Here is a 17,629-nt window from a genome sequence, read left to right as displayed (position 1 = left end):
GGGTGATCCCGACCCCTGGACCTGGCGAGGCGATACAAGGAAGCTCGCAAAGACGGCATGCACGCGTTGCGGCACTTCTCGCCCCTGTGCTGCTCGACGCCGGGTAAGCATCAAGGCGTGAGCACGTACCTCGGTCACGCTGACCCGGGGTTCACGCTTCGGACCTACACCCACCTGATGCCGACCAGCGAGACCCGGGCCCGGAAGGCGGTCGATAGGGTCCTCCGAAGGCCCGGGGACGGCCCCCGACACATGAAAAAGCCCCCGCCCAACGGGAAACCGCTGGTCGAGGGCTATTTCAGAAGCTGTGAGAACTAGTTCTTCTGGATCTGGTCGAAGCTCAGCTCGACCGGGGTCTCGCGGCCGAAGATCTCGACCAGGCCCTTGACCTTCTTGGAGTCCGCGTTGATCTCGTTGATCGTCGCCTGGAGTGTCGCGAAGGGACCGTCCGTGACGGTGACCGAGTCGCCGACCTCGAAGTCCAGCACCTGGACCTCAACCTTGCGCGGCAGCGCCGTACCCTCGGCGATCGCGGCGGCCTCGGCCGCGGCCTCCACCTCGGGGGCGAGCATCTTGACGATCTCGTCCAGCGTCAGCGGGTACGGGTCGTACGCGTTGCCCACGAAGCCGGTGACACCGGGAGTGTTCCGGACGACGCCCCACGACTCGTTCGTCAGATCCATGCGCACCAGCACGTAGCCGGGGAGCTTGTTCTGCCGAATGGTCTTGCGGTCGCCGTTCTTGATCTGGACGACCTCTTCCTGGGGCACTTCCGCCTGGTAGATGTACTCCTCGACGTTCAGCGAGACCGCGCGCTGCTCCAGGTTGGACTTCACCCGGTTCTCGTAACCCGCGTAGGTGTGAATGACGTACCACTCACCGGGCAGCGTACGCAGCTCCTCGCGGAACACGGCCACCGCGTCGACGGGCTCGGTGGCGGCTTCAGCGGCGGCGGCGACCTCGGCGGAGTCGTCGTCCTCGGAACCGTCCTCGGAGTCCTCCGCGTCAGCGTCGTCGGACGCCTCTTCGGAGTCGGCCACGTCCTCGTCGCCCTCGGCGTGCACGGCCTCGTCCTCGGCGGACTCCCCCGCGGCCCGGTCGGCAGCCTCTGCCTGGTCGATGTCGCCGTCGGCGGCCTCGATGATGTCGAGCGCGGTGTCCTCGCCCTCCACGGAGTCGTCGGCGTCGTACACGTTCGGGTCAGACACGGTGACTGCTTCTTCCTGACTTCAAGGGGTGGAACATGCGGGCAGGCGCCCGTGACTCGACGCCTTCCGCTGTGGATCAGCCGAAAACGTAGCCGATGAGCTTCCCGAAGCCATAGTCAACCACGCTCACGAACGCGATCATGACGACAACGAACATGATCACCACAGTGGTGTACGTCGTGAGGTCATTTCGGTTCGGCCAGACGACCTTGCGCAGTTCCGCGATGATCTGGCGGTAGAAGAGAGCAAGGCGACCGAACGGTCCCTTCTTGCCGCGCTTGCCACCGCGGCGGGACTTCTTCTCGGTCTCCGAGTCGTCCTGAGTCGCGCCAGGCTCAGGAACCTCAATGGAGTCCGTGATCTCAGTCACTTGTCCTCACCTGACTCCGGGTCGTGGCCATGCCGCGCCCGTCGCGCGGTACGGCGAGTGCTTACCTGCCCACGCCCATCGTTGGACGTGTGGAGCAGGGCCGGAGGGACTTGAACCCCCAACCGCTGGTTTTGGAGACCAGTGCTCTACCAATTGAGCTACGACCCTACGCTGACTCCCCCAACGTACCGCAAGCGTGCCGCTGGGAGGGCCACCGACGGTTGAGTGTACGGGTTCGGAGGCTCCCCGTCGAACGTCTTGTGCATGATCCGCTTCGACAAGCTTCATGATCGGGTCCGAGTACCGTCGCAAACCGTCCCACCGCCTCCGTAAACCTCCAACAGGCCCCTTTTGGCTCCCCAGAACCGTCCAACGGGCTCCGCAAACCCTGATGCCTGCCCCCTACCCGGTCTGGGACCATGCAGTCATGAGCGCAGCTACCCCCGCAGCCACCCCGTCCGTACCCTCCGCCCCCGAACGGCGGGTGTCCGCCCGCGTCGGGTCGATCTCCGAGTCAGCGACGCTGGCCGTGGACGCCAAGGCCAAGGCCCTCAAGGCCGCCGGGCGCCCCGTGATCGGCTTCGGCGCCGGGGAGCCCGACTTCCCGACGCCCGACTACATCGTCGAGGCCGCCGTCGAGGCCTGTCGCAACCCGAAGTACCACCGCTACACCCCGGCCGGCGGTCTGCCGGAGCTGAAGGCCGCGATCGCCGCCAAGACGCTCCGCGACTCCGGCTACGAGGTCGACGCCTCGCAGGTCCTGGTGACCAACGGCGGCAAGCAGGCCATCTACGAGGCCTTCGCCGCCATCCTCGACCCGGGCGACGAGGTCATCGTCCCCGCGCCGTACTGGACCACCTACCCCGAGTCGATCCGCCTCGCGGGCGGCGTGCCGGTCGAGGTCGTCGCCGACGAGACCACCGGCTACCGGGTGTCGGTCGAGCAGCTGGAGGCGGCCCGCACCGAGCGGACCAAGGTCGTGCTCTTCGTCTCGCCGTCCAACCCGACGGGCGCGGTCTACAGCGAGGCCGAGACCGAGGCGATCGGCCGCTGGGCCGTCGAGCACGGCCTGTGGGTGCTCACCGACGAGATCTACGAGCACCTGGTCTACGGCGACGCGACCTTCACCTCGCTCCCGGCGATCGTCCCCGAGCTGCGCGACAAGTGCATCGTGGTGAACGGTGTCGCGAAGACCTACGCCATGACCGGCTGGCGGGTCGGGTGGATCATCGGCCCGAAGGACGTCGTGAAGGCCGCGACCAACCTCCAGTCGCACGCCACCTCCAACGTCAACAACGTGGCTCAGGCCGCCGCGCTGACCGCCGTGACCGGTGACCTGGAGGCGGTCGCCGAGATGCGCGCCGCCTTCGACCGCCGCCGCCAGACCATCGTGCGGATGCTCAACGAGATCGACGGCGTGGTCTGCCCGGTCCCCGAGGGCGCCTTCTACGCCTATCCGTCGGTGAAGGGCCTGCTCGGCAAGGAGATCCGCGGCAAGCGCCCGGCCGACTCGGTCGAGCTGGCCGCGCTGATCCTGGACGAGGTCGAGGTCGCGGTCGTCCCCGGCGAGGCCTTCGGCACCCCCGGTTACCTGCGGCTTTCCTACGCGCTCGGCGACGACGACCTGGTCGAGGGCGTCTCGCGGCTCCAGAAGCTGCTCGGCGAGGCGACGGACTGAGGACGGGCCTCCCGCCTCGGGCGGCGGGGTCGTTCGCGTCCTCGCGGGTTCGTTCGCGTCCTAGGTGACGGACGCCGTTCGCGCCCTGGGTGACGATCGTGTTCGCGTCCTAGGCTGCGAATCTCGTCACACCGCACGCCCGCCGGCCCCCGCCCAGGCCCGCTCACACATTCGAGCAAGCCCCCGTTCGGAGAAAGTGGTTCCGGGCGGGGGCTGTCGTATAGCAGGATCTGGGAATGGCACGCGAGGTACGAACGGCACGCGAGATCCGCGCGCTCCCCAAAGCACATCTGCATCTGCACTTCACCGGTTCCATGCGGCCCACCACCCTGCTGGAGCTGGCCGACAAACACGGCGTCCATCTGCCCGAGGCCCTGACCTCCGGGGAACCGCCCGAACTGCGGGCCACCGACGAACGCGGCTGGTTCCGCTTCCAGCGGCTCTACGACATCGCCCGTTCCTGTCTGCGCACGCCCGAGGACATCCAGCGACTGGTCCGCGAGGCCGCCGAGGAGGACGCCGCCGACGGCTCGGGCTGGCTGGAGATACAGGTCGACCCGACCTCGTACGCCCCCCGACTGGGCGGGCTGATCCCCACGATGGAGATCATCCTCGACGCCGTACAGGCCGCCTCGCGCGACACCGGGGTGGGGATGGCCGTGGTCGTCGCCGCGAACCGGATGAAGCACCCGCTCGACGCCCGTACGCTGGCCCGCCTCGCCGTGCGCTACGCCGACCGCGGGGTGGTCGGCTTCGGCCTCTCCAACGACGAACGCCGGGGCCTGGCACGGGACTTCGACCGCGCCTTCGCCATCGCCCGCGAGGGCGGCCTGCTCGCGGCCCCGCACGGCGGCGAACTGTCCGGTCCCGCCAGCGTCCGCGACTGCCTCGACGACCTGCACGCGCAGCGCGTCGGCCACGGCGTGCGCGCCGCCGAGGACCCGTATCTGCTGCGCCGGCTGGCCGACTCGGGTGTCACCTGCGAGGTCTGCCCGGCCTCCAACGTGGCCCTCGGCGTCTACGACAAGCCCGAGGACGTACCGCTGCGGACCCTCTACGAGGCCGGGGTGCCGATGGCGCTCGGCGCGGACGACCCGCTGCTGTTCGGCTCGCGGCTGGCCGCGCAGTACGAGATCGCCCGGGACGTGCACGCCTTCACCGACGAGGAACTGGCGGAGCTGGCCCGGCAGTCGATAAGGGCGTCGCGGGCACCGGAAGAGGTACGGACGCGGATGCTGGCTGACGTGGACACGTGGGTGGGCGCGCCGGCCCAGGCGGGCGCCCACGTAGGTACGGCTAGAGGCTGACGCCGACCATCACCGGCTCGTTGACCAGCGTCACGCCGAACGCCGCATGAACGCCGTCCCGCACCTCGCGGGCCAGGGTCAGCAGGTCCTCGGTGGTGGCGGCGCCGCGGTTGGTCAGGGCGAGGGTGTGCTTGGTGGAGATACGGGCCGGGCCAGCGCCGTAGCCCTTGGTGAAGCCCGCCTTGTCGATCAGCCAGGCCGCCGAGGTCTTCGTACGGCCCTCCCCCGCCGGGTACGCGGGCGGCGCCACCTCCGGGCCCAGCTTCTCCTGGACCTTCGCGAGGAACTTCTCGTACTCGGCGGCGGTCAGCACCGGGTTGGTGAAGAACGAACCCGCCGACCACGTGTCGTGATCCCGGTCGTCCAGCACCATGCCCTTGCTCGCGCGCAGCGCCAGTACGGTCGCGCGGGCCTTCGCAAGCGGGACCCGTTCGCCGGGCTCCACGCCCAGCGCCCTCGCGGTCTCCGCGTACGCGATCGGGCCGGACAGCCCACCCGCGTCCTCCAGCGCGAACCGCACGCGCAGGACGACGTAACGGCTCGGCTCCTCCTTGAAACGGCTGCTCCGGTACGCGAAGCCGCAGGCGGCGGCGGGGAGCGTGACCGTCTCGTCCGCCGTGCGGTCGTAGGCGACCACTTCCGTGATCGTGGCTGAGACGTCCTGGCCGTAGGCGCCGACGTTCTGGATCGGGGTCGCCCCCGCGGAGCCCGGGACGCCGGCCAGGCACTCGATTCCGGCCAAACCGGCCCGGACGGTCGCGGCGACCGCGTCGGACCAGTTCTCGCCGGCGGCCAGCTCAAGGGTGCTGCCGTGCAGTTCGACGCCCTGGGTGGCGATGCGGATCGCCGTGCCGTCGAAGCCGTCGTCGGCGATGAGGAGGTTGCTGCCGCCGGCGATCAGAAGCGTCGGGACGCCCTTTCGGTCCGCCGCCCGTACGGCTTCGACGAGGGCGGCGTCGGTACGCGCCGTCACGAGCCGGGCGGCCGGGCCGCCGAGCCGGAGGGTCGTGAGGGGGGCGAGGGGGGCGTTCTTTGTTGCGTCCACGCGCTCAGCTTATTCTCGGTTGTCTTTCCCACCCCTCCCCCAGAGCTCCGCCTGGGGGTACCCCCATCTCGCTTCGCTCGCCCGTGCGAGTGCGTCTCCGTCTGCGGGTGCAACCTGTGGCCGGGTCGGGGCCAGTCCGGACACGTCTCTCCCCCAGCTACCGCTGGGAGGTGCCCCCACGAACTGCGCAAGCGACGTTCTTTGAGGTTGGTGCCCGGGAGTCTGCGCATTTCTGCGGTGACACCTCCTCCCCGTCCCCTCCGCTCCGGTTGGCGGCTGACGGTCGCGGGGTGGTTGAGGGGGGCTACCCCTACGTCCCCCGCAACGTGCCCGTCCGTGGTGAGGCTGGGGGCCGGGTCTATCGGGGCCAGTAGCTCGGTGTGGACTTCGCCGGGTCGATCAGGTCGAAACGATGCCTGCTGGCGGGATTCAGACCCTTGATGTGCACCAACTGCTGCGATTCCGCCTGATCCAACTCTCGGACGATCAGCGGCATCGCGGCGATCTCCGACGGGACCTCCAGTTGGCGCCCGTCCTTGGTGAGGAAGGCATGGAAGCCCTTGCGTGCGGCGTCGGGGAGCAGTGCGAGATCTTTCTTGCCGGCCCATTTGATCTCGCTGACGTGCCGGATCTCGTGCTTGGGGAGGACTCGCCTGAGCATTTCGAGCATCGGCACCGGGACGTTCTCGTCGATGAGAATGTGCATCAGGCGGCGCGTGGTCCTGGGCTGTAGCTGTCCACGTAAAGGGCGAACGACACGGCGTCGCGAGCTGCTTCCGCCGTCACTCCCGGATAGTAATCGCCGATCCTTTCAAGAGGGACGCCGTCCTCCACCAGTTCCGCCACGGCGTCGAAGGGAACCCGGGTTCCGGTGATCACCGGCTGCCCGCCCTGCGTTTCGGGGTCGACGCTGACGTTCTGCTTGGGCTGCAGAAGGTGCGGCACCACCACCCCGGGCCGGGGGGCGAACTCCTGAAGAATGTCGGCCATGGTGGCGATAACCCGCTGGCCAGGACGTTTGACGAGGTCCGTCGCGTGATCGTCGCCGACGAGAAGGATCGTGTCCCCCTCGGCCACAAGGGAGTAACTCGACAGGTGCTCGACCTCGCCGAAGCTCTTCAGCGTGACCAGAGCTTTGCGAATTCTCTGCAGAGACACATCCGAGCGAAGGTGAGCGAAGGCACGCAGCGCCAGCACATCACGGAATGAGTAGAGGGCCGGCTGGGAAGTCAGCTCCGGGCGGAGAATCGGCCCGCTCCCGCGGTCCTGGCGCCAGGACCGAAGCTGGCCCATGGTCGCACCGGACAGGGCAGCAGCCATACGCGTCGAATAGGCCACGACCGGTGCCTCCCTCCGGTTCTCTCTGCTTCCGCCCGGTTCCATACGGTTCCGTGTGCCCAAGCATCCCAGCTCCGCGATCGACGGCGCCACCAGGTGGTCGAAACAGCCCCTTGGTACGCCTTCACGGGTGAATCAGGTGTGCGGAGAGCGCGGAGGGGCACGTTGCCCCGACGTTCCCCCGCAAGGTGCGCGTCCGTGGCGGGAGTGTTCCCCACCCTCCCCCAGAGCTCCGCCTGGGGGTACCCCCATCTCGCTTCGCTCGCCCGTGCGGGCGGGATGTCGGCTTTCTGTCCTCCAGTGGGTGGCGACCTCGCCGTCGGCGGCGGTCGGTTCGTACGGGGTGGCCAACTGGCAGGTCGAGACAACGTGCGCGTTTCTCCGGTCGGACGTTTTCCATCACCCCCCGCGACCGTTCGCCGCCAACCGGCCGAAGGGGACGGGGAGGAGGTGTCCCCGCAGAACTGCGAACGCAACACCGGCGGTGAAGCCGAAAACGAATCGGAAACGTTCGCAGTTCGAGGAGATACCTCCGGACTGGCCCCGACCCGCCCACGGGTTGCACCCGCAGACGGAAACGCACTCGCACGGGTGGGCGGGCGGGTCAAAAAAGCCCCCCACGGCCAGTGGGCGCTCCCGCGCAGGGGACCCGCGGGAAGCGCCCAAAGACGTCTCACGCAACGCGTTCCAGAACCCGTTCCGGCGAAGCCACCCCCACCCCCGGAACACGGGGATAGCACGCCGCCGCAACCACCCCGGCAACCAAAACCCCCGCCCCAACCCAAAGCGCCGGCACCAACCCGTCCACGTACTGCGCCCCGGACCCGTAACCCCCACGCGCCGAGAAGATCGACCCGAGGACCGCGATACCGAGCGCCCCACCGATCTCGCGCAGCGCGTTGTTCGCGCCGGAGGCGATCCCCGTCTCCTCGCCCCGCACGGACTGCATCATCAGATTCGTCGCGGGCGCGATGAACAGCGCCATTCCCGTCCCGCTGATGACCAGCGCGGGCAGCTGGGCCACGTAGGAGACGTCCGGCGAGACGATGACCGCGAACCAGGCGAGTCCGATCGCCTGGAGCGCGAGTCCGAGGGCCGCGACCCACCGGCCGCCGATCCGGTCGGAGACGTACCCCGCGATCGGGGAGACGATCATCGGCATCCCGGTCCACGGGAGCATCCGCAGCCCCGCCTCGGTGGGGCTGTAGCCGATCACGGTCTGCAGGAACTGACTCAGCAGGAAGATCGACCCGAACATACCGACGAACATCAGCGTGCTGGCCGCGTTGACCGAGGCGAAGCCGCGGTTGGCGAAGAGCCGCATGGGCAGCATCGGCCGCCGCGCGACGAACCCGTGCCGGACGAACGCGGCCACCAGCAGCGTCCCGCCGATCAGCCCGGCCAGTACGCGTCCGCTGGTCCAGCCGTGGGAGGTCGCGTTGACCAGCGCGTAGACGACGCCGAAGAGGCCGAGGCTGATCAGCAGGGTGCCGCGGGCGTCGAGCCGGGCGCCGGGCGCGGTCGACTCGTTGAGGCGCAGGCGGGCGAGCGGGATGAGGGCGACGCCGATCGGGACGTTCAGCCAGAAGATCCAGTGCCAGGAGATGTGCTCGGTCAGGCTGCCGCCGATGAGGGGTCCGCTGGCGACGGCCAGACCGTTGACGGCGCCCCAGATCCCGTACGCCATCCCGCGGCGCTCGGCAGGCACGGCCGCGGTGAGCAGGGTGAGGGTGAGCGGCATCATGACGGCCGCCCCGACGCCCTGGACGGCACGTGCGGCGATCAGCTCGTTGATGCCGGGCGCGAGGGCCGCGGCGGCCGAGGACGCGGTGAAGATGGTCAGGCCGACCAGGAAGAGCCGCCGCCGTCCGAAGCGGTCGCCGAGCGAGGCGCCGAACATCAGGATGACGGCGAAGGTGAGCGTGTACGCGTTCACCGTCCACTCCAGGTCGGACAGCGCGCCGCCGAGGTCCTCGCGGATGGAGGGCAGCGCGGTGGTGACGACGAGGTTGTCGAGCGCCGCCATGAATCCGGCGACGCTGGTGATGATCAGCGCCCAGGCGGCGCTCGCCGGCCGCGTACTGCCCGGCCGTGCATCGCCCGGCGGCTTGGCTGATGTTCCGTTCATCGGGTCTTCCCCCTACGGATTAGTTATTGATGACTAACTTTCCTGCGCAAAACGAAGCCGACCACCCGGACGAGTGACCTCTTCGCGTCCTAGGCGGTGGGTCGGGCAACCACATAGAAACCGTTCCAGTTGGGATGCCCGGCCGGAAAACCCAGCGACACCAGGGTGTTGATGAGCATCCCGTATGCCAGGAAGGTCGTCGTCTCGTCGACATCGGCCCCCAGCTCCAGGTGCACGGTGTCCCACAGCCCCTGCCACTGCCGCCGTACGGCCTCGCCGAACTCGTGGTCCCCGGCCGCCTCCTCGGCGGCCACCGCGGCGTACGTCTGCATCTGCATCAGCAGCCGCTCGGGGTCCTCCTGGATCAGCCGCTGGTACGCGGTGGCCATCGCGGGCAGCTTGTCCTCGGCCGGCAGATCCTTCGCCGCGTCGTGGAAGACCTGGCGGGTGGTCTCCAGGCAGTAGGTCGCGGCCGCGAGGAAGATGGCCTGCTTGTTCGGGAACAGCCGGAAGAGGTAGGGCTGCGAGACGCCCACCCGGCGGGCGATCGCCTCCGTGGACGTGCCCCTGTAGCCGCCGTGGGCGAACTCGCTCATCGCCGCGCGGATGACGCTCTCGCGTCGCTCCTCTGCACTCATCCTGACCATGGAGACAAAGTTATTGGTCAATCACTTCCTCTGTCAAGACCGCCTCGGGCCCCCTCCGGATACGCGGCCAGTCGCAGGCGCGAAACGCCCACGGCCCCGGGGGGACCTTCGCGGGGTGGAGGTCGGGGGAGGGGCGCTCGTCGTGGAGGGCGGGGGCGGGCCGAAAAGCGGGGGGACGTAGCCGCCCCCGCTCAGCGGGCGCTGAGGGGGCGGAGGTCGGTCCAGATCTCGTCGATACGGGTCAGGCACTCCTCCCGGGTGCCGCGGAAGCCCTCGGGCCGCCAGCCCGGCGGCAGGTCACGGTCCGCCCACCACACCGAGTGCTGGCCCTCGTCGTTCGATACGACCAGATACACGTCGTCCGATCCGCTCATCCCGCTCATCGCCCGCTCCTGTCCGCGCCCACCGGCTCCGCGTTCAGCGCCGCGGCCGCCTCGACGTCGTCGAGCCCGTCGATCTCCTCGACGAGCAGTTCCTCGATCCGTCCGGCCAGCCCGTCCAGGCCCGGCCGGTCGAACACGTCCCGTATCTGGAGGTCCACCTCGACCAGCGCCCGGACCCGGGCCACCACCCGGGTGACCAGCAGGGAGTCCCCGCCCAGCTCGAAGAAGTCGTCGAGCGCGCCGGCCTTCTCCACGCCCAGCACCTCCTGCCAGATCTCGGCCACCAGCGCCTCGGCGTCCGTGCGCGGCGCCACGAACTCGGCCGTCCGCGCCCGCCGGGAGCGGGCCACCGCCAGCAGCACGGGGACGTCGAGCTTGCCGTTGGCGGTCAGCGGCAGCGCGGTGACCACGTCCACGGCGGCGGGCACCTGGTAGGCGGGCAGCCGCTCGGCCAGGTGGTCACGCAGGGCGGTCCCGGCGGCCGGGTCGCCGCCGCGTACCACCGCGAAGGCCAGCAGCGCGCCCTCGTGGGCGAGTACGGCGGCCCTGACCACGTCCGGGTGGCCCAGCAGCACGTTCTCGACCTCGGCGGGCTCCACCCGGTAGCCGCGGATCTTGACCTGGTCGTCGCCGCGGCCCAGGAACTCCAGCGTGCCGTCCGTACGCCACCGGGCCCGGTCGCCGGTCCGGTAGAGACGGCCGCCGGGCGCGCCGTACGGGTCGGGCAGGAAGAGGTCGGCGGTCAGGTCCGGGCGCCCGAGGTAGCCGAGGGCCAGGCCCGTACCGCCCAGGCACAGCTCCCCCGGCGACCCGGGCGGCACCGGGCGCAGCCGCTCGTCCAGCACGTAGGCCCGTACGCCCGGCAGCGGCCGGCCCAGCGGCGGACGCCGCAGGGTGTCGGCGGCGCCGAGGTCCGCCGAGGTGGCGATGACGGTGGCCTCGGTGGGGCCGTAGGTGTTGACCAGGCGTACGGCGTCCCCGTGCAGCTCCCGCCACTGGGCGACCGAGGCCGCGGTGACCTCGGAGCCGCCGAGTACGACCAGCCGCAGCGCGGGCGGCCAGGCGACCGTGTCGCCGAGCAGGCCGAGGGAGACCAGCTCCTGCCAGTGGGCGGTGGTCAGGTCGAGGACGGTGAGCGCGGCGCCGGCCGGGGTGCGCAGCAGATCGGGCAGCATCCGGCCGCCGCCGGGGACCACGACGCAGCGGGCGCCCGAGATCAGCGCGGGCCAGATCTCCTCCACGTGGGTGTCGAAGCCCGCGGAGGCGCACTGGGCGACCCGGTCGGCGGGGGCGAGCGCGTAGCCGTCGGGACCCGCCATCCAGTGCACCCGGGCGGCCACGGCCTCGTGCGGGACGACCACGGCCTTGGGTTCGCCGGTGGTGCCCGAGGTGTAGAGGACGTACGCGGGCCGGCCGGGCGCGGGGGCGGCGGGGGTGAAGCCGGGCAGCGGCTCGGCGGGCAGGCCGTCCGCGCCGACGGGCAGCTCGTCCCCGTCGCCGGCGGGCAGTTCGTCCTCGTCCCCGTCGCCCGCGCGCAGCTCGTCCGCGTCGCCGAGCGTCAGCCGCGCGCCGCCTCGGTCGAGCATGAGGCGGACGCGTTCGGCGGGCAGCGCCGGGTCGATCGGCAGGTAGGCGGCGCCGGCCTTCCAGACCGCGAGCAGGCGGACGATCAGCTCGGCGGAGGGCTCGGCGTGGACGGCGACCACGCCGTCCCTTACCCCGGCGGCGGCCAGCCGGGCGGCCAGGGCCGTGGAGCGCTCGTCCAGCTCGCGGTAGGCGATCCGGGTGTCCCGGTACTCCACCGCGCAGGCGTCCGGGGTACGGGCGGCCTGCGCGGCGAACGCCTCGGGAACGGTCGGCGCGTGCGCGGGCAGCGGTCCGCCGTCGGCGAACCCGGCCTGCTCGGCGAGGTCGTCGCCGACCGGCTCCCCGGCCGGGCGGTGCGGATCGGCGACGGCCGCGGCCAGCAGGTCGACATAGCCGCGGGCCAGCCGGTCGACGGACTCCGCCTCGAACAGCTCGCGGTCGTAGGCGAAGGAGGCCACGTACGCGTCGCCGTCCCGCCACATGTCCAGCATCAGGTCGAACTTGGCCTGGTCGTAACCCGATTCGACCGGCTCCAGGACAACGCCCTTGGGGGTGCGGCCGGTCGCGCCGGCCGTCTGCCGCTGACTCTGGAGGACCAGTACGGTCTGGAAGAGCGGTGGGCGGCTGCCGTCGCCGCGCAGCCCGAGGGCCGAGACGACCTGCTCGACGGGCAGATCCGGGTGGGCGAAGGCGCCCATGACGGCGGAGCGGACCCGGCGCAGCAGGGTGGCGAAGTCCGGACGGCCGTCGAGGTCGGCGCGGATCACGACGGTCTTGGTGAGGTAGCCGAGCACGGCTTCGTGCTCCAGCCGGTGACGGCCCGCGAGCGGGGTGCCGACGCCGAAGTCGTCCTGCCCGGTCCAGCGCGACAGCAGGGCCTGGTAGGCGGCGAGCAACACCATGAAGACGGTGGCGCGTTCGGCGCGCGCGAGCTGTTCGACCGCCGCGGTGAGGTCGGCGGGCAGCCGTACGACCGAGAACGCGGCCCGGTGCGCGGGGTCCTTGGGCCGCGGGCGGTCCAACGGCGGTTCGAGCACGGGGAGTCCGGCGAGCCTCCCGGTCCAGTACGTCAGGGCCTTCTCGCCGTCCGGTCCCGCGAGCCGGACCGTCTCGGAGACCGCGTACGGGCCGAACTGGGCTCGTTCGCCAGGAGCTTGGGGGTCCGGACGGTCGGCGAGGGCGTCCTCGTAGCACTCCATCAGCTCGTCGAGGAGCAGCCCGAGGGACCAGCCGTCGGTGACGATGTGGTGGATCGGTATCGCCAGCACATGGTGGTCGGGCGCGGCGGTGAGCAGCACCGGGCGCAGCAACGGCGGGCGGGCCAGGTCGAAGGGGGCGTTGACCCAGCGGCCGAGCAGCGCGGCGAGCGCGGCCGGGTCGTCGGCCGTGGCGGGGTCGACGTCCAGGTGCTCCAGCGGGATGCCTCGGGGCGCCAAGACGTACTGCCCGACCTCGCCGGTGCCCGGGTCGGCCGCGAAGCGGGTGCGCAGGATCTCGTGCCGTGCCTCGACACGGTCGAATGCCTGCTGGAGCGCGGGGACGGAGAGCGGGCCGCGCCAGCGCATGGCCGGGTAGACGTTGTAGCCCGCGTCGTCCGGGTGGATCTGCTGCGTCAGCCAGAGCCGTCGCTGCTCGGGGGTGACGGGGTAGTCGGCGGATACGGTGCCGCCGCCGTCCTCGGTGCCGGTCACCGGTGACCTCCTGGTGGTGTGCGGGACGCTGCGCTGGGCGGGGTGATGCGGTGCGGGTCCGGGCCCGGACCCGGGCCCGGACCGGGGCGCCGGTGGCGGGCGCGCGACGGCACGGGCACTCCGGCCCGGCGGGCCGCGCCGGCCGGGTGGTGGCGCCGGGCGGCCGGGCCACAGCCGCCAGCCACGCGGAACGCTGCTCTGAGCAGGGCGGTACACGAGTACGAGCCAGAACCTGGGCACCCATGACATGCGTGCGTCGGCACGGACACTCCGGCCAGGCGGCCTGCGCGGGACGTGCGGCCCCGCCAGACGGCCGAGCCACGGCCGCCGCACTCGCCAACCACGCGGAACGCTGCGCTGAGCGGGGTGACGCGCGGGTAGGGGCCCGAACCCGGGCGCCCATGACGTGCGCGCGTCGGCCCGGACACTCCGGCCAGGCGGCCTGCGCGGGACGGGCGGCCCCACCAGACGGCCGAGCCACGGCCGCCGCAGCCGCCGACCACGCGGAACGCTGCTCTGAGCAGGGCGGTACACGAGTACGAGCCAGAACCCGGGCGCCCATGACGTGCGCGCGTCGGCGCGGACACTCCGGGCCGACAGGCCGCGCCGGACGGGCCGGAGAGACCGGCCGGGCGGAGGCACCAGGCGGCCAGGCCGCGGTCGCCGCGGCAACCCACCACGCGGGGCAGGCAGTCGCGCGACCGTGCGGGCCACGCGGGCCGGGCCACCGGGGGCCGCATCAGGGTCCAAGGCGTCGATCGCCCGGCGGGCGGTCCCGCCGGGCGGCCAGACGGCAGGGGGCCGCGCGTCGCGGTCATCGCGCTCCCCCGGCCCGGCCGTCGAGGTACGCGGCCACCGTGGCAAGGCTCTCCAGCACGTCGTCCTCGCCGTCGAGGTCGAGCAGCACGTCGAAGTACGCCTCGACCGCGTCCACCAGCCGCAGCTTGCCCAACGAGCCGACGCCGAGCGCCTGGAGCGGCACCTCGGGCCTCGACAGCAGCTCCGCGGGCTTGACTTCACCGTCCGTGGCGGCCGCGGCCAGCTCCGCCAGTACCTCCAGCACGCCCTGCTCCTTCGCGTCGGTCACAGCGCGGCCTCCACGACCCGGGCGATGCCCGTCACGGTCGGGGTGTCGAAGAAGACGTCGAAGTCCAGCTCCACGTCGAAGCGTTCACGGATGCGCACTCCGATCTGAATGATCGTCAGAGAGTGCCCGCCCAGGTCGAACAGGTCGTCGTCCGGGCCGACATCGGGCGTCCCCAGCACCTCGGCCCAGATCGCCAGCAGTTCCCGGGTGACGTCGCTGTCAGCGCCCCCGGGCGAGGACTCGACAGGCGCCGCAGTGGCTGTCGGCAGCGCCTTGCGGTCCAGCTTCCCGTTGGGCGTCAGCGGCAGCGCGTCCAGCGGGACGAAGAGCTGCGGCACCATGGCCGCCGGCAGCCGCCGGGCCAGGAAGGCCCGTATCTCCGCGCCCTCGGGCGGCGGCGCCCCCTCGCCCACCAGGTAGGCGATCAGCCGTGCCTCGCCCTGGGGGTCGGGCTCGGCCACGACGGCCGCGCCCGCGATGTCCGGATGTTCCAGCAGGCGGGACTCGATCTCGCCCACCTCGATCCGGTGGCCGCGCATCTTCACCTGGTCGTCCATTCGTCCGAGGAAGTCCACCTCCCCGGCCGCGTTCCACGCGGCCAGATCTCCGGTGCGGTAGAGCCGAGCGCCCGGCGGCCCGAAGGGGTCGGGCACAAAGCGGTCGGCGGTCGGGCCCGGCCGCCCGAGATAGCCGTCGGCGAGGCCGTCGCCGCCGATCAGCAGCTCGCCGGGGACGCCGACGGGCGCGGGCCGCAGCCGTTCGTCGACGACATGGACCCGGGTGTTGCCGATCGGCGTCCCGATGCTCACCCGTTCCGGCCGCTCGGGGACCTCCCACCGGGTGGACCAGATCGTCGTCTCCGTGGGCCCGTAGACATTGAGCAGCCGGGCGGTCGCCGCGCGCAGCTCCCGGGCCAGCGCCAGGGGCAGCGCCTCGCCGCCGACCAATGCGGTCAGGCCGGCCGGACCGGTTGACTCCTCCAAGGCGGCCCGCCGCAGACCGCCGGCCAGCAGCACCCGCCAGCCGGACGGCGTGGCCTGCGCGTGCGTGACCCCTTCCGCCGCGATCAGCCGCAGCAGGGCGGGCCCGTTGAGCGCCATCCCGTCGGGTACGACCACCAGCCGCCCGCCGGTGATCAGCGGGAGAAACGTCTCCAGGCCGGAGATGTCGAACGACAGCGAGGTCAGCCCGAGCCATACGTGCCCGGGGCCGGAGTCCAGATCGGCCGCGAAGGAGGTGAGCAGATTGACCAGCGCGCGATGCCCGACGGCCACGCCCTTCGGGCGCCCGGTGGAGCCGGAGGTGTAGAGCACATAGGCGAGTCCGGCGGGTTCGGTCGGCGGCAGGGACGCCGAGTCGTCCGCCGAGTGCGCGGCTCCAGCACTCCCTGGGCCCGGTACGTCCAGCCGCAGCACGCCCGGCGCCCGCGCGGCCAGCCGAGGTTCCAACTCGCCGTCCGCGAGCAGCAGCGCCGCGCCCGAGTCCGCCAGCACGTAGGCCAGCCGGTCCGCCGGGTACGCCGGGTCGAGCGGCACGTACGCGGCCCCCGACCGCAGTACGCCCAGCAGCGCCACCACCGCCCGCTCGGTCCGGTGCAGATGCACCCCGACCAGCGCGCCCGGTCCGATCCCCGCCGCGCGCAGCCGTACCGCCAACTCCACCGAGCGCGCCCGCAGTTCCGCGTACGTCAGTCCGCCGCCGGGGCCCGTGACGGCGAGCGCGTCGGGGCGGGCGGCGGCCTGGGCGTCGAAGAGGTCGACCACCGTACGGTCGGCCGGGTAGTCCCGGCCTGTGGCGTTCCATTCGCGCAGCAGCAGGCGCAGTTCGGGTGCGGCGGGCAGCGGCAGGTCCGCCACCGGCAGGTCCGGGTCGGCCAGCGCGGCGCCCAGCAGCGTCTCCAGGTGCCCGGTGATCCGCAGGGCCTGCTCGCGGTCGAGCACCCCGGCCGGGTACTGGAGGCTCAGCTCGCAGCCCTCGGGGCCCTCGACCGCCTGGAGGTGAAAGGTGTTACGGGCCGTCCGGTTGAAGACCATCCAGCGCACCCGGGTCCGTACGCCGGGGAATTCGGGCGCGGCGGCACGTCTGCGGTAGCCGAGGGACGCCGGGGTGAGCCCGGTCCTGGGCGTCAGTCCGGCGACGACCGCGCCCGGCGGTACGGCCCGGTGCCGGTTGGCCTCGCGCAGTTCGGTGTGCAGGGCGTGGACGAGTACGGCGAAGCTGTGGCCGCTCCCCGCGGGCGCCCGCAGCGGCAGTTCGTTGACGAACGGGCCGATCAGAGCGCGCTGTTCGGGCCCGCGGGTGGACATGGCGACGGAGACGGCCGGATCGGTGTTGCCGTAGCGGCGCAGCAGCGCGTGTACGGCGGCGAGCAGGAGTTCGAACCGGCTCGCGGACAGCCGCCGCGCGGTCGCGGTCAGCGCGGTGTCGAGCGCGGCCGGCAGCGTCCACTCGACCTCCGCGCCCGGCGCCGCGGTCACCGATCCGTGCCGGGCGCCCGGGAGCAGCAACGGTCCTGGCTCGGTCCACCGCCGGTCGAACCACCGCCGGGCGTCGGCGAGTTGCTGTTCGGTGAGGGCCGCTTCCGGCGGAGGCGCGGCGGGCCGGGCGGGGGCCGCGGAACCGGTGAGGGCAGCGGCGTAGTGTCCCGCCAGCGCGTCGGCCAGGACGTCCTTCGACATGCCGTCGAACACCGCGTGGTGGGCGACGACCAGCAACTCCGCTCCCCCGTCGGCGAGTTCGAAGAGCGTGAACCGGATCAGCGGTCCGGCCGACAGGTCGAAGGGCACGGCGACCGCGTCCGCGATCCGCTTCTCCAGGCCCGCCGGGTCGTCCCCGGCGCAGTCCACCCGGACCGGCTCGGCCGTACGGCCGCACGGGCGCGGCACGAGGACACCTTCCACCTCGGCGAAGGCCGCGTCCAGCAGGGGGTGGTCGCGTACGACCGCCGCGCAGGCGTCCGCCAAGGCCCGCCGGTCCAGGCCGACTTCGAAGCCGATGCGCAGGGCCATGTGGTAGGCCGCGCCCACCGGGCCGCATCGCTCGGTGAACCAGATCCCCCGCTGAGCGGAGGTGGCGGTCGGTGCCATGCTGAACGCTCCTTGCTGAGCCGATCGGTACGGGGACGTGCGGTGCTCATGTGCGGGTGCATGACGGCCGGTGG

The 17,629-nt window shown here is 71.8% G+C and carries 13 protein-coding genes and 1 tRNA gene; 2 read left to right on the top strand and 12 right to left on the bottom strand.

Going from position 1 to position 17,629, the window contains the following annotated elements; translation table 11 throughout:
* Window positions 1-314: 314 nt before the first annotated feature.
* From nusG to OHA30_RS21420, 3 genes are all read right to left on the bottom strand, one after another.
* On the bottom strand, window positions 315-1,208 hold the full coding sequence (nusG, locus tag OHA30_RS21430) for a transcription termination/antitermination protein NusG (protein WP_328915474.1): 894 nt from the start codon (window positions 1,206-1,208) through the stop codon (window positions 315-317).
* Between the two features lie 76 nt (window positions 1,209-1,284).
* The gene (gene secE / locus OHA30_RS21425; protein ID WP_328915473.1) at window positions 1,285-1,578 is read right to left on the bottom strand and encodes a preprotein translocase subunit SecE; all 294 of its coding nucleotides are present in this window, start codon (window positions 1,576-1,578) and stop codon (window positions 1,285-1,287) included.
* A 95-nt stretch (window positions 1,579-1,673) separates the two neighbouring features.
* Window positions 1,674-1,746, bottom strand: a tRNA-Trp gene (locus OHA30_RS21420).
* A 259-nt stretch (window positions 1,747-2,005) separates the two neighbouring features.
* Here OHA30_RS21420 and OHA30_RS21415 point away from each other — a divergent pair.
* Entirely contained in the window at window positions 2,006-3,256 is a 1,251-nt protein-coding gene (locus OHA30_RS21415) for a pyridoxal phosphate-dependent aminotransferase (protein ID WP_328915472.1), read from the top strand.
* A gap of 236 nt (window positions 3,257-3,492) precedes the next feature.
* Window positions 3,493-4,563 carry an adenosine deaminase gene (locus OHA30_RS21410; RefSeq protein WP_328915471.1) on the top strand — a complete coding sequence of 357 codons (1,071 nt, stop codon included), beginning with the start codon at window positions 3,493-3,495 and terminating at the stop codon, window positions 4,561-4,563.
* Here the strand turns inward: OHA30_RS21410 and OHA30_RS21405 are convergent.
* From OHA30_RS21405 to OHA30_RS21365, 9 genes are all read right to left on the bottom strand, one after another.
* Entirely contained in the window at window positions 4,553-5,608 is a 1,056-nt protein-coding gene (locus tag OHA30_RS21405) for a UDP-N-acetylmuramate dehydrogenase (RefSeq protein ID WP_328915470.1), read from the bottom strand. The genes OHA30_RS21410 and OHA30_RS21405 overlap by 11 nt on opposite strands.
* 358 nt (window positions 5,609-5,966) lie before the next feature.
* A complete protein-coding gene (locus tag OHA30_RS21400; protein ID WP_328915469.1) occupies window positions 5,967-6,314 on the bottom strand; it encodes a hypothetical protein in 348 nt (115 codons plus the stop codon).
* Complete coding sequence (locus tag OHA30_RS21395) at window positions 6,314-6,946, bottom strand: DUF433 domain-containing protein (protein ID WP_328915468.1); 633 nt, start codon at window positions 6,944-6,946, stop codon at window positions 6,314-6,316. Before OHA30_RS21395 ends, OHA30_RS21400 begins: the two co-directional genes overlap by 1 nt.
* A 673-nt stretch (window positions 6,947-7,619) precedes the next feature.
* Window positions 7,620-9,074: a DHA2 family efflux MFS transporter permease subunit gene (locus OHA30_RS21390; RefSeq protein WP_328915467.1), complete on the bottom strand. Its 1,455-nt coding sequence runs from the start codon at window positions 9,072-9,074 to the stop codon at window positions 7,620-7,622.
* An 89-nt stretch (window positions 9,075-9,163) separates the two neighbouring features.
* Window positions 9,164-9,721: a TetR/AcrR family transcriptional regulator gene (locus OHA30_RS21385; protein ID WP_328915466.1), complete on the bottom strand. Its 558-nt coding sequence runs from the start codon at window positions 9,719-9,721 to the stop codon at window positions 9,164-9,166.
* A gap of 191 nt (window positions 9,722-9,912) precedes the next feature.
* Entirely contained in the window at window positions 9,913-10,104 is a 192-nt protein-coding gene (locus OHA30_RS21380) for an MbtH family protein (protein WP_328915465.1), read from the bottom strand.
* Window positions 10,101-13,382 (bottom strand): amino acid adenylation domain-containing protein, encoded by a 3,282-nt coding sequence (locus OHA30_RS21375; RefSeq protein ID WP_328915464.1) that lies wholly within the window; start codon window positions 13,380-13,382, stop codon window positions 10,101-10,103. Before OHA30_RS21375 ends, OHA30_RS21380 begins: the two co-directional genes overlap by 4 nt.
* A gap of 814 nt (window positions 13,383-14,196) precedes the next feature.
* A complete protein-coding gene (locus tag OHA30_RS21370; RefSeq protein ID WP_328915463.1) occupies window positions 14,197-14,469 on the bottom strand; it encodes an acyl carrier protein in 273 nt (90 codons plus the stop codon).
* Complete coding sequence (locus OHA30_RS21365; protein ID WP_328915462.1) at window positions 14,466-17,555, bottom strand: non-ribosomal peptide synthetase; 3,090 nt, start codon at window positions 17,553-17,555, stop codon at window positions 14,466-14,468. Before OHA30_RS21365 ends, OHA30_RS21370 begins: the two co-directional genes overlap by 4 nt.
* Window positions 17,556-17,629 lie beyond the last annotated feature (74 nt).

This window comes from Streptomyces sp. NBC_00223 (assembly GCF_036199905.1).
Classification (GTDB): Bacteria; Actinomycetota; Actinomycetes; order Streptomycetales; family Streptomycetaceae; genus Actinacidiphila.
Note: the sequence above shows the minus strand (reverse complement) of the source record. Positions and strands in the feature narration are given on the sequence as shown.

Excerpts from the sequence above, each read along its gene's own strand:
- OHA30_RS21400 (WP_328915469.1), bottom strand. The coding sequence starts at position 6,314 with ATGCACATTCTCATCGACGAGAACGTCCCGGTGCCGATGCTCGAAATG.
- OHA30_RS21415 (WP_328915472.1), top strand. The coding sequence starts at position 2,006 with ATGAGCGCAGCTACCCCCGCAGCCACCCCGTCCGTACCCTCCGCCCCC.
- OHA30_RS21390 (WP_328915467.1), bottom strand. The coding sequence starts at position 9,074 with ATGAACGGAACATCAGCCAAGCCGCCGGGCGATGCACGGCCGGGCAGT.
- OHA30_RS21380 (WP_328915465.1), bottom strand. The coding sequence starts at position 10,104 with ATGAGCGGGATGAGCGGATCGGACGACGTGTATCTGGTCGTATCGAAC.
- OHA30_RS21365 (WP_328915462.1), bottom strand. The coding sequence starts at position 17,555 with ATGGCACCGACCGCCACCTCCGCTCAGCGGGGGATCTGGTTCACCGAG.
- OHA30_RS21385 (WP_328915466.1), bottom strand. The coding sequence starts at position 9,721 with ATGGTCAGGATGAGTGCAGAGGAGCGACGCGAGAGCGTCATCCGCGCG.
- OHA30_RS21410 (WP_328915471.1), top strand. The coding sequence starts at position 3,493 with ATGGCACGCGAGGTACGAACGGCACGCGAGATCCGCGCGCTCCCCAAA.